The organism is Ruegeria sp. BF12 (assembly GCF_056538705.1).
In genome coordinates this window covers 154357-166625 of sequence record NZ_JBQFTP010000003.1, presented here as the reverse complement: position 1 = coordinate 166625, position 12269 = coordinate 154357, and the positions used below count along the sequence as shown (strand labels likewise).

The following is a 12269-nucleotide window of genomic DNA, read 5'->3' as shown; positions in this document are numbered from 1 at the left end:
CTTGATGCGCCTGATTGCACTACTGATTTGTCTTCTGCTGCCCGTTTCGGTTCAGGCCGCGTGCGAAGGGCGCGACCTTCGACCGGATCTGACGGCCGAGGAACGGGCTGAACTGCATCAGGCGGTGGCGGGCATCCCGTTTCCCGAAGGCAACCACTGGATCGCAACCAAGGGCGAAACGGTATTGCACCTGATCGGGACGCTGCACACCAATGACCCGCGGATGGACGCCGTGGTGGAAGGCCTGATGCCGACGCTGAAACAGGCTGACGCGTTTTTCTTTGAGGTCACACAGGACGAGATGGACGCGTTCGAAAAGGACCTGGCTGTAGATATGAGCCCCGTGATGATCACTTCGGGCCCGTCTCTTATCGATCTGATGTCCGAGGATGACTGGGCCGCCCTATCCAGCGGGCTGGCCGACCGGGGTATCCCCGGATGGATGGCGGCCAAGATGCGGCCCTGGTTTCTGAGCATGATGCTGGGTATCCCGCCTTGCATGATGCATGACCCTGACGCGAACCATGGGATGGATGCACGCCTGAACGATCTGGCAATCGAATTTGGCACCCCTCAATACTCGCTGGAACAGATTGCCGATTTGATGGCCATGTTCGACAGCCACCCCATCGAAGAGCAGGTCCAGTCTCTTGTGCGGATGGCCGGTGCGTTAGGCGGCAGCGAGGATCAACTAGCCACGATGGTAAATGCCTATCTGGAGGAAAAGCACGTCGAAATCATCCAGCTTGCCCGTTTGCAGGGGCTGGAAGAGTCTGGCCTTTCTCCGGACGTTTTCGACGAGGAATGGACCGGCTTCGAGCAGCAACTGCTGGTCGAGCGCAACAACAACTGGATGCAGCACATTCTGGACATTCAGGATCAGACCGTCGTGATCGCTGTCGGTGCCGGGCACCTGGGGGATACACACGGGTTGCTGAACCAGTTGCAGCAGGCAGGGTATTCCCTGTCGCGCGCTCCGTTCTGATCTTTCAGCCAAAGTCAGACCAACCGTCGCAGCGTATTTACTGCCGGGTGACAACCCCCGCGGACCGCCCTATAAGGCGCGCAAAATGATCATCCTCAGGACGCTGACATGACAACGCTCGTATTTGGCCACAAATCCCCCGACACCGATTCCACAGGCTCACCGATCCTGTGGTCCTGGTACCTAAATGAAATCAAAGGCGAACAGGCCGAGCCCGTTCTGCTGGGCGAGCCCAACACCGAAGCGGCGTTCCTGCTGCAACGCTGGGACCTGCCCAAGCCGCGCATCATCGAAGATGTCGAAACGGATGCCCCTGTCGTCATCGTGGACACAAACAACCCGGCCGAGCTGCCCGCCAGCATCAACAGCGCGGACATTCGTGCCATCATCGACCACCACAAACTGGTCGGTGGCCTGGAAACCAAGGGCCCGATTGACATCACCGTGCGCCCGCTGGCCTGCACGGCGACCATCATGATGGACCTGATCGGCGATGACACCGCCAAGATGCCCGAGGCCATTAAGGGCGCAGCACTGACCTGTATCCTGTCGGACACGCTGGAATTCCGCTCGCCCACGACCACAGCACACGATCGCGCCGTGGCCGAGAAGCTGGCAGCCGATCTGGGTCTGGATATCCCGGCCTATGCCGCTGACATGTTCGCGGCGAAATCCGACGTATCCTCGTTCTCGGACGCCGAACTGATCCGTATGGACAGCAAAGAATACGAGGTCGACGGCACTAAATTCCGTGTTTCGGTTCTGGAAACCACCGCACCGGGCGTTGTGCTGGACCGCAAGGCCAGCCTGGCGAACTCGATGGTCGACGTAGCCAAGGAAGACGGCGTCGATCAGGTCCTGCTCTTTGTGGTCGACATCCTGAACGAAGAAGCCACCCTGCTGGTACCCAACGATCTGGTCAAAGGTGTTGCCGAAAAGAGCTTTGGTGCAACAGTTGACGGCGACGCCGTCGTCCTGCCCGGCATCATGAGCCGGAAAAAACAGATTATCCCAAACCTCAAGGTTTGATCCGAAAGATCGATGGAACAAGGCGCCCTATTGGGCGCCTTTTCTTATGCCATCGGCGGCATGGCCTCAAAGCTTGGCATGCCTTCTGGGATCACGTGGAACTCCTGCTTTTCCGCAACAAACAATGCGGCCTTTGGCCCCCGAAATACTGCAGGATCATCCAGTGTACCAATTTTGACAATAACCGGGTCCAGACCCGGCCTGTGCGTTGCCACATGCGTTCCGCAATCTGCACAAAACTCTCGCGTGACCGGATTGGCACGATCAGGACGTATATATGTTTTGGGTTCACCTGATGTGTATCGGAATCCCTCTCGCGGCATCAACATGAACAGATTTGGGGCACCGCCGGACACGTGCTGACAGGCCCGGCAATGGCACTGCCCTTTGAATATCGGCTTCCCTTCGGCCTCGTATCTCAACGCACCACAAAAGCAACCACCTTCCAGTTTCATTCGTTTTCTCCTGATTGTTGGCAAAACAATGGACAAGTCGAATGAGAAATTGCAGTGTCACGTCTGACATTAAACATGCCATTTTTGACAAATGCCACCCATAAAGACCATCATATTGCACCCCGACCCGTGCCAGAAATCGAGCCTTTTCATTGCCAGCGAAACATTGGACGCGGCGAACAGAGTATCCCGTTTGCACGGAAGGGGTGATGCCTTCACCTTTACGACGTTGACGCCTGACCGTTGTTGGCCAGGCGAAAAGAAACCCGATTTGGTAATTTTGCCGGGGCTTGGACTGACAACCGAACGAGAGTTGCAGGCGGCCATGAAAACAGAGGCGTTTAAACGACTTGTCACCGTTTTGACGGAACTCAAGGGCGCACCGACGGTCGTATCTGGAGCGTGTTCTGCTTGTTTTGCCCTTGGCGCGGCGGGACTGTTGGATAGCCGCAAGGTGACAACGTCTTGGTGGCTGATCCCAGCACTTCAAAACATGTTCCCTTCAGCACGACCTATATCCAGTGAGATTGTTCTGCACGACGGCAATGTGGTCACGGCCGGGGCTGCCTTCTCCCAGATTGACCTGATGCTATTCTTGATCGAACATTTTGCCGGATTTGCAGTCGCCGAGGATTGCCGTCGGTTCCTGATGGCCGACAGTCGACCAAGCCAGCTACCTTACATGTCCGTTGCGGCGATGATTGCCGGCGATCCGGCCCTGCAAAAGGCAGAATTACATCTGCGTCGGAATATCGTTCATCAAGTTACTCTTGCGGATCTGGCAAGCTCTGCGGGGCTGGGAACCAGAACATTTGCGCGCCGCTTGTCGCGTGCAGCGGCGATGACACCCTCCACCTTCATTCAAACCGTTCGTGTCACGGAAGCAATTCGATTGGCCCGCACCAGTGCGTTGAACCATGATGAAATCGCGGCTCGGGTCGGTTACGCGGATGCAACCGTACTGCGTCGGGCCATGCGCAAACGCACAGGCCAGACATTGGAGAGCTTTCGCAAGTGACACGTTTTGATTTCAATGGCCTTCTACTTTGTCATGCGGCATACAGCACTTGACGCAGGCAACAATCGGACCACCGCGCAATGACACAGATCATCCACACACTCTCCGAGATTTCAGACCGCTATAAGGCGCTGTTTGTTGACCTGTGGGGATGCGTCCACAACGGCATCACTGCGTACCCCGAAGCGGTTGCGGCCCTGCAGAAGTACCGGGAACAAGGCGGTATTGTTGTGCTGGTCACCAACTCGCCCAAACCTAGGGCGGGCGTGGCTGAACAACTTGGGCAATTTAACGTCCCTTCTGACGCTTATGACACTATCGCCACCAGCGGTGACTCGGCACGGTCCGCCATGTTCCGTGGTGCGGTCGGAGAAAAAGTCTTTTTCATGGGCGAATGGGAGCGCGATGCGGGTTTCTTTGAACCCCTGAAACTATTGCACCACCCGATCCACATCGAACGCGTCCCGCTAGACGAGGCCGAGGGTATCGTATGCTGCGGGCCGTTTGATCCGATGGCAGACCCCGCTGTCAACCGCCCCGATTTCCTGTACGCCAAGCAAAAAGGCATGAAGTTGCTGTGCGCCAACCCGGACATTGTCGTGGACCGGGGCGAGGTGCGCGAGTGGTGCGCCGGGGCGCTGGCCAAGCTGTATACCGAAATGGGCGGCGAGAGCCTGTACTTCGGAAAACCCCACCCGCCGATCTATGATCTGGCGCGGCGCAGGCTGCAGGAACTCGGTCATGATATCCCGGATGGCGACATTCTCGTGATCGGTGATGGCCCCCACACGGACATTCTGGGCGGTATGGGTGAAGGGATTGATTCTTTGTTTATCTCGGGTGGTCTGGCCGCAGCGGAAACAAAAACTGAGCACCATCCGCACCACGAATCTCTAAGTGATTATATTGCAAGGGAAAAGATAAACCCGACCTACACGATCGGCCGTTTGAGATAGTCAAAAAAGACTTGATTTTCTGCAGTTGCGAAGTAATAAAGTTGCCCAACGGGGGCGACTTGCGTTGTTTTGTTGCCCACTGAACTCGAGTGAGGGCGACATGTTGGATAATCTTCCACGCGGCACGATCTGTATTGAAGACATCGAAATGGGCATGACCCGCCACCTGCGCAAAATGGTGACGGACGAAGATATCGAGATGTTCGCGCAGGTCTCAACGGACCGGAATCCTGTGCATCTGGACGACGACTATGCCCGCGACACTATCTTTGAGGGGCGCATTGCCCACGGCATGCTGACGGCGGGTCTGATCTCGGCCGTTATCGGTGAGCAACTTCCGGGCCACGGCACAGTCTATATGGGCCAGTCGCTCAAGTTTCTGGCCCCGGTGCGTCCCGGCGACATGGTCTATGCCGAGGTCAAGGTCATCGACATCGACTTTGCCAAGCGCCGTGTGAAACTGGACTGCCATTGCGCGGTCGATGGCAAAAAGGTGCTGGTGGGTGAAGCCATGGTTTTGGCCCCGTCGCGCAAATTCGACTGAGGCAACGGCACCACAACGCATTCGAAGGGCGCCGGAAAACGGCGCCTTTTTTGTATTGCGACCTTCGAATGCCCATCGTTCTGGTGTGGATTGATACCTCTTGCTGCTGAAGCGAGCCATTGTGCCAATCAGATGCTTGAACCCGGTCTCCAGTCCCGCTAGGCAAGCTCTATGCAGATCATCCGGGATTTCCAGTTTGTCGAGCCAGAACACCGAGGCGCCAGTGTGGCAATCGGCAACTTTGATGGCGTTCACGTCGGCCATCGGTCAGTGATTGAGCTAGCGAAAAGCGTGGCGCCGGATGCACCGCTTGGCGTTCTGACCTTCGAACCGCATCCGCGCGAGTATTTTGCACCCGACGCCCCACCTTTTCGTCTTATGCGCGGAAACGCACGTGCGCACCGGTTGGAAAAACTGGGCGTGCAAAAGCTGTACGAATTGCCGTTCAATGCCGCCCTTGCCGGCCTGACGCCCGAAGAATTTGCCCGCAATGTCATCTGCGACGGGCTTGGCCTGTCACATGTAGTGGTCGGCGCGGACTTTTGTTTCGGCAAGGGGCGCAGTGGCACCGCCGAAGACATGGCTCGCTTCGGGCAGGAAATGGGTTTTGGCGTCACCATAGCGCCGCTGATGGAACGCTCTGATGACGTCGTTTCCTCAACCGCGATCCGCAAGGCACTGTCCGATGGCCGCCCCCGCGACGCCGCTGCAATGCTGGGCCATTGGCACCGAGTCGAAGGCGAAGTGATCGGCGGCGAACAACGCGGGCGTGAACTGGGTTTCCCAACCGCCAACATGTCCATCGAAGGACTTCACCCGCCAAAGTTCGGTGTTTATGCCGTGCTGGTTGATGTATTGGATGGGCCCCACCAGGGTAGCTATTGCGGCGCGTCCTCGGTCGGGACGCGGCCGATGTTCAACGGCGAAGTCCCCAACATCGAGACCTTCCTGTTTGATTTCTCGGGTGACCTTTACGGGTCGACGCTTTCTGTCGGACTGGTCGAGTATCTGCGCCCCGAAATGACGTTTGACGGGCTGGACGAGTTGGTCACCCAGATGAATGCCGATTGCGACAAAGCCCGCACCCTTCTGGCCGCACTATGAGCACCGACCCGATTGATCGCGGTGGGCTGTCGCCCCGGTTCTGGGAACGCAAACCCTTGACCAAGATGAATCAGCGCGAGTGGGAAGCACTGTGCGACGGCTGCGGCAAGTGCTGTCTGAACAAGCTTGAGGACGAGGATACCGGCGAGGTCGCTCTGACCTGCGTTGCTTGCCGTCTGCTGGATGATGAAAGCTGCCGCTGCACGCAATATGACATCCGCCACCAGTTCGTGCCGGAATGTATCGTGATGAAGCCCGAAAACATCGACGATCACGCCTATTGGCTGCCGCAGACCTGTGCCTATCGGCTTTTGTGGGAAGGCAAACCTCTTTACGACTGGCATCCTTTGATATCAGGTACGCCGGACAGCGTGCACGACGCTGGTGTCTCGGTTCAGGGGCGCACGGTGTCCGAGTTCGAAACGCCCATGGAAGAGTGGGAAGACTATATTATTGAGGAGCCCAGCTGATGTATTTCGCTTCTGACAATTCCGGGCCAGTTCATCCGCAGGTTATGGCCGCTTTGAACGAAGCCAATCAGGGCTATCAGATGGCCTATGGCGCGGACACTCTGATGAACGAAGTCCGGGATCGCATTCGTGGGATTTTCGAAGCGCCGGGTGCCGCAGTGTATCTGGTGGCCACCGGCACGGCGGCGAACTCGCTTGCATTAGCAACGCTCGCCCAGCCGTGGGAAACGGTGTTTTGCTCGCCCGTGGCCCACATCCACGAGGATGAATGCAACGCGCCGGAATTCTACACAGGCGCCAAGCTGACGCTGGTGCCAGGCGGCGACAAGATGGACCCCGAGGCCCTGCGCCGCTCTATTCTAGCCGAAGAAACGCGCGGCGTGCACGGTCCCCAACGCGGGCCGGTCTCGATCACGCAAGTGACGGAACGGGGGTCAGTCTATTCGCTGGCCGAATTGCAGGCGCTGTGCGGGGTCGCCAAGGAGTACGGCCTGCCTGTGCATCTGGACGGCGCGCGTTTCACCAACGCTCTGGTGGCGCTGAACTGTTCACCAGCCGAGATGACATGGAAGGTAGGGGTCGACGCAGTCAGCTTTGGCGGCACAAAGAACGGATTGATGGGTGTCGAAGCCGTCGTTTTCTTTGACGAATCCAAAGCCTGGGAATTCGAGCTACGCCGCAAGCGCGGTGCGCATCTGTTTTCAAAGCACCGCTATTTGTCGGCCCAGATGGATGCGTATCTGAATGACGACCTGTGGCTACAATTGGCGAGAATGGCCAATGCTAACTGCGCGCATCTTGCCGATGGGCTACGCGCAAAGGGGGCTACCTTTCTGCACGAACCGCAAGCCAACATGATCTTTGCGCAATTTTCCCGCGCACGGCATAAGCAACTGCACGAGGCGGGCGCGGTCTATCACCTTTGGGGTGCGGAATTGGACGGCACAGATGACAATGAAATTCTGGCCTGCCGCTTGGTCTGTGACTGGTCGATCAGTTCAAACGATATTGATCGGTTCCTGGCGTTGCTTTGATAAGCAATCGGGGGGATATCCCCCCAAAACTCATTGCATCAAAACGACTGAGGCACACCACTCCAGAACCGCTGGACGACGCTAGCCACATGCTGGGGATGCGTGATTGGCACCATGTGCCCACCGCCTGACACAACTTCAGTTCGGGCGTTGGGAAGCCGTCGGCAAAGACCTTCGCCAATTGCAGGCACAACCGGGTGCGTTTCAGCCCCAGTCACAATCAGGATCGGCATATTGGCCCGATCCAGAACGCCAGCGTTCAAAACCCCCTTTTGGTCCCGAAACAGAACGTCATCAACGGCCGGAACAACGTGAACCCCGCGGGTCATGGCCGCTCGTGTTTTCTCAGGCAGATCGGGCCAGCGCGGACCGGCATCTGCGCCCCACATCCGGTTGAACAGTCTGGCCGCCAGCGCCATATCCCCGGCAGCAAACGCATCGGTAACGGGTCTTACTTCCCCATCATGCTGCTGAATCACTTCCGGCGCATCCTGGGCCGCAACGGCAAAAAACACAGGCTCGATCAGCACGGCGCTGCGGACCAGTTCCGGGAATAGGACCGCTAAGTGCAAGGCGACCACAGCGCCAAAAGAGTGCCCGATAATGTCCATCGGCTTGGTCAATTGCGCCGCCGACGCCCCCGCCACGAGGTCAAACAAATCGCCTTGCCCGTCCCAGTCAGGGCTTCGGCCATGGGATGGCATATCGGGGGCGATCAAAGTCGCTTGCCCGCCCAACGCTGACGCCAGCCCAGACCACGCCCCGGAATGCGCGATGGTGCAGTGCAGAGCAAGCACCTCGCGCGCGCCCTGCCCCAGCGTTCTGACGAACACGTCGTTTGACAAGGGTTCGTCTTTCACCCTTTCAATTCCGTGAGGTGCTGGTCCAGATCCTCCAACCGATCCTGTCCCCAGAACCGCTGATCGTCTTCAGTGATATAGAACGGCGCGCCAAAAACGCCGCGATCCACGGCCTCTTCAAGATTGGCTGCGTAGGTTTCGGCCCCGACGAGCAAGCCACTATCGGCAAGCCCCGGATCAAAGCCCGCTTGGGTCAAGCAATCGCGGATCACATCGTCTTGCGCGATGTCCTTTTCCTCGGCCCAGCAGGCCCGCACGAAGGAGTGGGCCAGTTTGCCAACATCGCCCGTACCGTCCTTGATCGCAGCAATGATCGCGTAGGACGATGGTGCCGCGTTGGTCGGCCAATGCGCCGGCTGCAGATTGAACGCCATCCCGAGGTTCTTTGACTGACGCTGTAGTTCCTGCGCGCGATATTCTATGCGTGAGATGTGGCGATCCTTGGGTGGAGTTCCCCCCGTACGTCCGAACAGCGCCACGATATCCAGCGGTTTGTAGTTGATCGTTGCACCGTGTTTCGCCGCGATCTCCTCCAGTCGCATACCCGCCAGATAGGTATAGGGCGAGAGTGTCGCAAAATAGTAGTCAATGTTGGCCATGTGCACTTTCTCCGCTGCGTTATCTTTGCGAGACGGTAAGGCCATGCTAAGCGGTGTCAACATCACGAATCTGTCACATTTGCCATTGCTGCCCGGGGACCTCAGCCGATGCCGACACTCAACGAACCCAAGCTAATCGCTGGGAACGCTAATCTTCCTCTTGCCGAATCCATTTCGCGACGCATGAGCCTGTATCGCGGCGTCGATCAGAACTTGGTCGATGCGCGGGTCGAACGCTTCAATGACGGCGAGATCTTCGTCGAAGTGTTCGAAAACGTACGCGGCGAGGACATGTTCATCGTCCAGCCAACGTCGAACCCAGCGAACGACAACCTGATGGAGCTGCTGATCATCGCTGACGCTCTGCGCCGTTCGTCGGCCCAGCGGATCACCGCCGTGATCCCCTATTTCGGTTACGCCCGTCAGGATCGCCGCACCAAGGCTCGCACACCGATCAGCGCCAAGCTGGTGGCCAACATGCTGACCGGCGCCGGGATCGAGCGGATCCTGACCATGGACCTGCACGCAGCGCAAATCCAGGGTTTCTTCGACATGCCGGTCGACAACCTCTATGCATCGCCGATTTTTGCGCTGGATGTGAAACACCAATTCCAGGACAACCTGGACGAGCTCATGGTCGTATCGCCCGACGTGGGCGGCGTGGCCCGCGCACGTGAATTGGCCAAGCGCATCAACGCGCCCCTTTCGATCGTGGACAAGCGCCGCGAAAAGGCGGGTGAAGTTGCCGAGATGACCGTTATCGGCGACGTCAAAGACAAGATCTGCCTAATCGTGGACGACATGTGCGACACCGCCGGCACGCTGTGTAAAGCGGCTCAGGTTCTTTTGGATAACGGCGCTAAGGAAGTGCACTCGTATATCACCCACGGTGTGATGAGCGGTCCTGCGGTTGAGCGTGTGACCAACTCGGTGATGAAGTCGCTGGTCCTGACCGACACGATCCAGCCAACCAAAGAAGTCGCCAATGCCAAAAACATTCGCATCGTACCAACCGCACCGATTTTTACGCAGGCCATTCTGAACATCTGGAACGGAACGAGCGTGTCTTCGCTGTTTGAGGATAAGACGCTGATACCGATCTACGAGTCGATGTATCACATGGACTGACCGAGTTGGGCGGCTTAACGGCCGCCCATTTTCGTCAACATAACAAGGCAGGACATTCTCGTGACAACTTCAAAACGTATTGTTCTTTCCAGCGACCACGCAGCCATCGAGTTGCGCCAGGCGGTCGCCGATCACATCGCAGCGCAAGGCTGGGAGGTCGTAGACATCGGTCCCAAAACGCCTGAAAGCACCCATTATCCAGTTCACGGCAAAGCCGCAGCGCAGGCTGTAGCTTCGGGCGATTGCCAACTTGGCATCGTCCTGTGCGGCACGGGCCAAGGGATCATGATGGCGGCCAACAAGGTTCCGGGCATTCGCTGTGGCGTGTGTTCTGACGCTTTCTCGGCCCGCATGATCCGCGCGCATAACAACGCCAACATGCTATCGATTGGCGCCCGAGTCGTGGGTGAAGGTCAGGCTCTGGATATCGTGGACGCATTCCTTAGCGCCGAATTCGAGGGGGGCCGTCACGCGACGCGGGTGGATATGATTGAAGGACAAGACGGTTAGGGTTTCTACCCCAAAACCTGCCAAATCGACACCGAATTCGTCGACGGTCAAACCCCAGACGCAAATACATTTCGCCCAGGTTCCAATGAGTTGGGCAGGTGCTTGAGGCTAGCCACCTGTCCAATTCATACACCCGATTTCAACAAGATTCTGCAACTGTGCGGGCTAAGCATTTTTTTCTTGTGCCCTGCCTGCTGACCAATTGTCACCACCTTTTCGCGGCAAGTTATAATCGATTTCGAAACTTAAAGAACTCGCCTTATGTCGAACGCTAATTTTCATGATCGCATTCGGCGCATCAACGCCAAATCCTAAGAGCATCGGGCAAGGCGCAGACGCTAAGCTCGGTTTTCGGCCTCATACTCGGTGTTGGTGCATGCGTTAGCTTATTATCAGGGGTGATAGCTACAAGAGTTGCAACTGAGACCGCGTTTGAGGTCTTTCAGAGTGCTTTAGTGATTTCGATTTTTTGCTTGTATCTTCGATACTCATCGGACTCGTTGGCGTATTTCTGCGTGGATATGCGCTAGGCCGAGTTCCGGTGTATTTTGCAATCGGCGCGTCGGCGACTTTTTCGATAGTCCTTTTTACAGGATTGCCCGCGCAATTAATGGAGTACTTCTATTCCGTTTTGCAGTAACGACGAGCAAAGGGAAACATAGAATTCGCCGTCCGATTGGCCCCGATTACTAAGAAATATCCCAATCATCCTCATGCGCAACTTCGCCAATCGCGGTCCACGTGACACGTATTCTGGCGATCCGTGTGTCCGACCAAGTTCGGAACACCGCGCTAAAACCTTCGGGTGTGATGTCTTCGGCTGCCACCTCGGCACGCAGGGCCGACGAGGTGTCCACGTCCCACAGCGAAACGCCAATCTGAACCACGGGAATCGACCGGAACGGTTGGCTGAACATGATAGCCGACCGGCGCTGGCGCGGACCTTCACCCGTCCACATTTCGCCACCATCAGCGAACTCGGAAAATAATACGGCCTCGCCTTGGTCTATACCAATCGGGTGGGTTCTAAATGTCTTCATTCATTCGACTTTATCAATGAACCCCCAGAGGTTAACCCGGTATTTCGATAAAAACACTACAAAAAAACGGCCCCGCATCTACGGGGCCGTTTTTCTTGATCAATCGAACGCGACTGGCCTTACAGGCTCATGTGCGTTCCAAGGGCTTCCATGTCGGCCAGCAGCTTGGCGGCGTCGTCGACGATGGTCTGATCGTCGCCGTTCTTCGCCGCTTCGTGCGAAGCGCGGGCCTCGGCAATCAGGTCGTCCAGATGCGACCGGGTCACTTCGGCAACCGGAATGGCCTTTTCGGCCAGAACCGACAGGCTATCACCGTTGATCTGGGCAAACCCGCCGGTGACCAGGTATTCGCTGGCTCCTTCGGGTGCCTCAACCTTCAGCAGACCGGGGCGCAGCGTGGTGATGGTAGGGGCATGATCGGGCATTGCCGTCATGTCCCCGTCCGCGCCGGGAATCTGGACCGCGGTAACCGCGAGCGAAGCTAGGCTCCTCTCGGGGCTGACGAGGTCGAATTGCATCGTGTTTGCCATCAGGGAT

15 protein-coding genes are annotated in these 12269 nt (G+C 57.3%); 10 read left to right on the top strand and 5 right to left on the bottom strand.

Going from position 1 to position 12269, the window contains the following annotated elements:
• Positions 1-4 precede the first annotated feature (4 nt).
• Both ACR0J0_RS06410 and ACR0J0_RS06405 read left to right on the top strand, forming a co-directional pair.
• Positions 5-985, top strand: a complete 981-nt coding sequence (locus tag ACR0J0_RS06410) for a TraB/GumN family protein (protein ID WP_480662205.1) — start codon at positions 5-7, stop codon at positions 983-985.
• Positions 986-1093: 108 nt separating this feature from the next.
• Positions 1094-2014 carry a manganese-dependent inorganic pyrophosphatase gene (locus ACR0J0_RS06405; protein WP_480662203.1) on the top strand — a complete coding sequence of 307 codons (921 nt, stop codon included), beginning with the start codon at positions 1094-1096 and terminating at the stop codon, positions 2012-2014.
• A 44-nt stretch (positions 2015-2058) separates the two neighbouring features.
• Here the strand turns inward: ACR0J0_RS06405 and ACR0J0_RS06400 are convergent, their stop codons facing one another.
• The gene (locus tag ACR0J0_RS06400; protein ID WP_480662201.1) at positions 2059-2469 is read right to left on the bottom strand and encodes a GFA family protein; all 411 of its coding nucleotides are present in this window, start codon (positions 2467-2469) and stop codon (positions 2059-2061) included.
• A gap of 91 nt (positions 2470-2560) precedes the next feature.
• Between ACR0J0_RS06400 and ACR0J0_RS06395 the strand changes: the two genes are divergently transcribed.
• The 6 genes from ACR0J0_RS06395 to ACR0J0_RS06370 all read left to right on the top strand — a co-directional run bounded on the left by ACR0J0_RS06395 (position 2561) and on the right by ACR0J0_RS06370 (position 7595).
• Positions 2561-3487 (top strand): GlxA family transcriptional regulator, encoded by a 927-nt coding sequence (locus ACR0J0_RS06395; protein ID WP_480662199.1) that lies wholly within the window; start codon positions 2561-2563, stop codon positions 3485-3487.
• 80 nt (positions 3488-3567) lie between these two features.
• Positions 3568-4443, top strand: a complete 876-nt coding sequence (locus tag ACR0J0_RS06390; RefSeq protein ID WP_480662197.1) for an HAD family hydrolase — start codon at positions 3568-3570, stop codon at positions 4441-4443.
• Positions 4444-4543: 100 nt separating this feature from the next.
• Complete coding sequence (locus tag ACR0J0_RS06385) at positions 4544-4987, top strand: MaoC family dehydratase (RefSeq protein WP_480662195.1); 444 nt, start codon at positions 4544-4546, stop codon at positions 4985-4987.
• 171 nt (positions 4988-5158) lie between these two features.
• Positions 5159-6091 carry a bifunctional riboflavin kinase/FAD synthetase gene (locus ACR0J0_RS06380; protein WP_480662193.1) on the top strand — a complete coding sequence of 311 codons (933 nt, stop codon included), beginning with the start codon at positions 5159-5161 and terminating at the stop codon, positions 6089-6091.
• Positions 6088-6561: a YcgN family cysteine cluster protein gene (locus ACR0J0_RS06375; RefSeq protein ID WP_480662192.1), complete on the top strand. Its 474-nt coding sequence runs from the start codon at positions 6088-6090 to the stop codon at positions 6559-6561. The genes ACR0J0_RS06380 and ACR0J0_RS06375 overlap by 4 nt, the downstream gene beginning before the upstream one ends.
• Positions 6561-7595 carry a threonine aldolase family protein gene (locus ACR0J0_RS06370; RefSeq protein ID WP_480662190.1) on the top strand — a complete coding sequence of 345 codons (1035 nt, stop codon included), beginning with the start codon at positions 6561-6563 and terminating at the stop codon, positions 7593-7595. Before ACR0J0_RS06375 ends, ACR0J0_RS06370 begins: the two co-directional genes overlap by 1 nt.
• Positions 7596-7633: 38 nt before the next feature.
• Here the strand turns inward: ACR0J0_RS06370 and ACR0J0_RS06365 are convergent, their stop codons facing one another.
• Both ACR0J0_RS06365 and ACR0J0_RS06360 read right to left on the bottom strand, forming a co-directional pair.
• The gene (locus tag ACR0J0_RS06365; RefSeq protein WP_480662188.1) at positions 7634-8455 is read right to left on the bottom strand and encodes an alpha/beta fold hydrolase; all 822 of its coding nucleotides are present in this window, start codon (positions 8453-8455) and stop codon (positions 7634-7636) included.
• Positions 8452-9054: a DsbA family protein gene (locus tag ACR0J0_RS06360; RefSeq protein ID WP_480662186.1), complete on the bottom strand. Its 603-nt coding sequence runs from the start codon at positions 9052-9054 to the stop codon at positions 8452-8454. The genes ACR0J0_RS06365 and ACR0J0_RS06360 overlap by 4 nt, the downstream gene beginning before the upstream one ends.
• A 108-nt stretch (positions 9055-9162) precedes the next feature.
• On the opposite strand from ACR0J0_RS06360, the gene ACR0J0_RS06355 reads away from it, so the two are divergent.
• Complete coding sequence (locus tag ACR0J0_RS06355) at positions 9163-10182, top strand: ribose-phosphate pyrophosphokinase (RefSeq protein WP_480662185.1); 1020 nt, start codon at positions 9163-9165, stop codon at positions 10180-10182.
• 60 nt (positions 10183-10242) lie between these two features.
• The gene (gene rpiB, locus ACR0J0_RS06350; protein ID WP_480662183.1) at positions 10243-10692 is read left to right on the top strand and encodes a ribose 5-phosphate isomerase B; all 450 of its coding nucleotides are present in this window, start codon (positions 10243-10245) and stop codon (positions 10690-10692) included.
• 689 nt (positions 10693-11381) lie between these two features.
• On the opposite strand, the gene ACR0J0_RS06345 is transcribed toward rpiB, so the two are convergent.
• Both ACR0J0_RS06345 and ACR0J0_RS06340 read right to left on the bottom strand, forming a co-directional pair.
• Positions 11382-11732 carry an H-type lectin domain-containing protein gene (locus ACR0J0_RS06345; protein ID WP_480662181.1) on the bottom strand — a complete coding sequence of 117 codons (351 nt, stop codon included), beginning with the start codon at positions 11730-11732 and terminating at the stop codon, positions 11382-11384.
• Positions 11733-11851: 119 nt separating this feature from the next.
• Complete coding sequence (locus ACR0J0_RS06340; protein ID WP_480662180.1) at positions 11852-12262, bottom strand: F0F1 ATP synthase subunit epsilon; 411 nt, start codon at positions 12260-12262, stop codon at positions 11852-11854.
• Positions 12263-12269: the final 7 nt, after the last annotated feature.

Excerpts from the sequence above, each read along its gene's own strand:
- ACR0J0_RS06410 (WP_480662205.1), top strand. The coding sequence starts at position 5 with ATGCGCCTGATTGCACTACTGATTTGTCTTCTGCTGCCCGTTTCGGTT.
- ACR0J0_RS06405 (WP_480662203.1), top strand. The coding sequence starts at position 1,094 with ATGACAACGCTCGTATTTGGCCACAAATCCCCCGACACCGATTCCACA.
- ACR0J0_RS06400 (WP_480662201.1), bottom strand. The coding sequence starts at position 2,469 with ATGAAACTGGAAGGTGGTTGCTTTTGTGGTGCGTTGAGATACGAGGCC.
- ACR0J0_RS06395 (WP_480662199.1), top strand. The coding sequence starts at position 2,561 with ATGCCACCCATAAAGACCATCATATTGCACCCCGACCCGTGCCAGAAA.
- ACR0J0_RS06390 (WP_480662197.1), top strand. The coding sequence starts at position 3,568 with ATGACACAGATCATCCACACACTCTCCGAGATTTCAGACCGCTATAAG.
- ACR0J0_RS06385 (WP_480662195.1), top strand. The coding sequence starts at position 4,544 with ATGTTGGATAATCTTCCACGCGGCACGATCTGTATTGAAGACATCGAA.
- ACR0J0_RS06380 (WP_480662193.1), top strand. The coding sequence starts at position 5,159 with ATGCAGATCATCCGGGATTTCCAGTTTGTCGAGCCAGAACACCGAGGC.
- ACR0J0_RS06375 (WP_480662192.1), top strand. The coding sequence starts at position 6,088 with ATGAGCACCGACCCGATTGATCGCGGTGGGCTGTCGCCCCGGTTCTGG.
- ACR0J0_RS06370 (WP_480662190.1), top strand. The coding sequence starts at position 6,561 with ATGTATTTCGCTTCTGACAATTCCGGGCCAGTTCATCCGCAGGTTATG.
- ACR0J0_RS06360 (WP_480662186.1), bottom strand. The coding sequence starts at position 9,054 with ATGGCCAACATTGACTACTATTTTGCGACACTCTCGCCCTATACCTAT.
- ACR0J0_RS06355 (WP_480662185.1), top strand. The coding sequence starts at position 9,163 with ATGCCGACACTCAACGAACCCAAGCTAATCGCTGGGAACGCTAATCTT.
- ACR0J0_RS06345 (WP_480662181.1), bottom strand. The coding sequence starts at position 11,732 with ATGAAGACATTTAGAACCCACCCGATTGGTATAGACCAAGGCGAGGCC.
- ACR0J0_RS06340 (WP_480662180.1), bottom strand. The coding sequence starts at position 12,262 with ATGGCAAACACGATGCAATTCGACCTCGTCAGCCCCGAGAGGAGCCTA.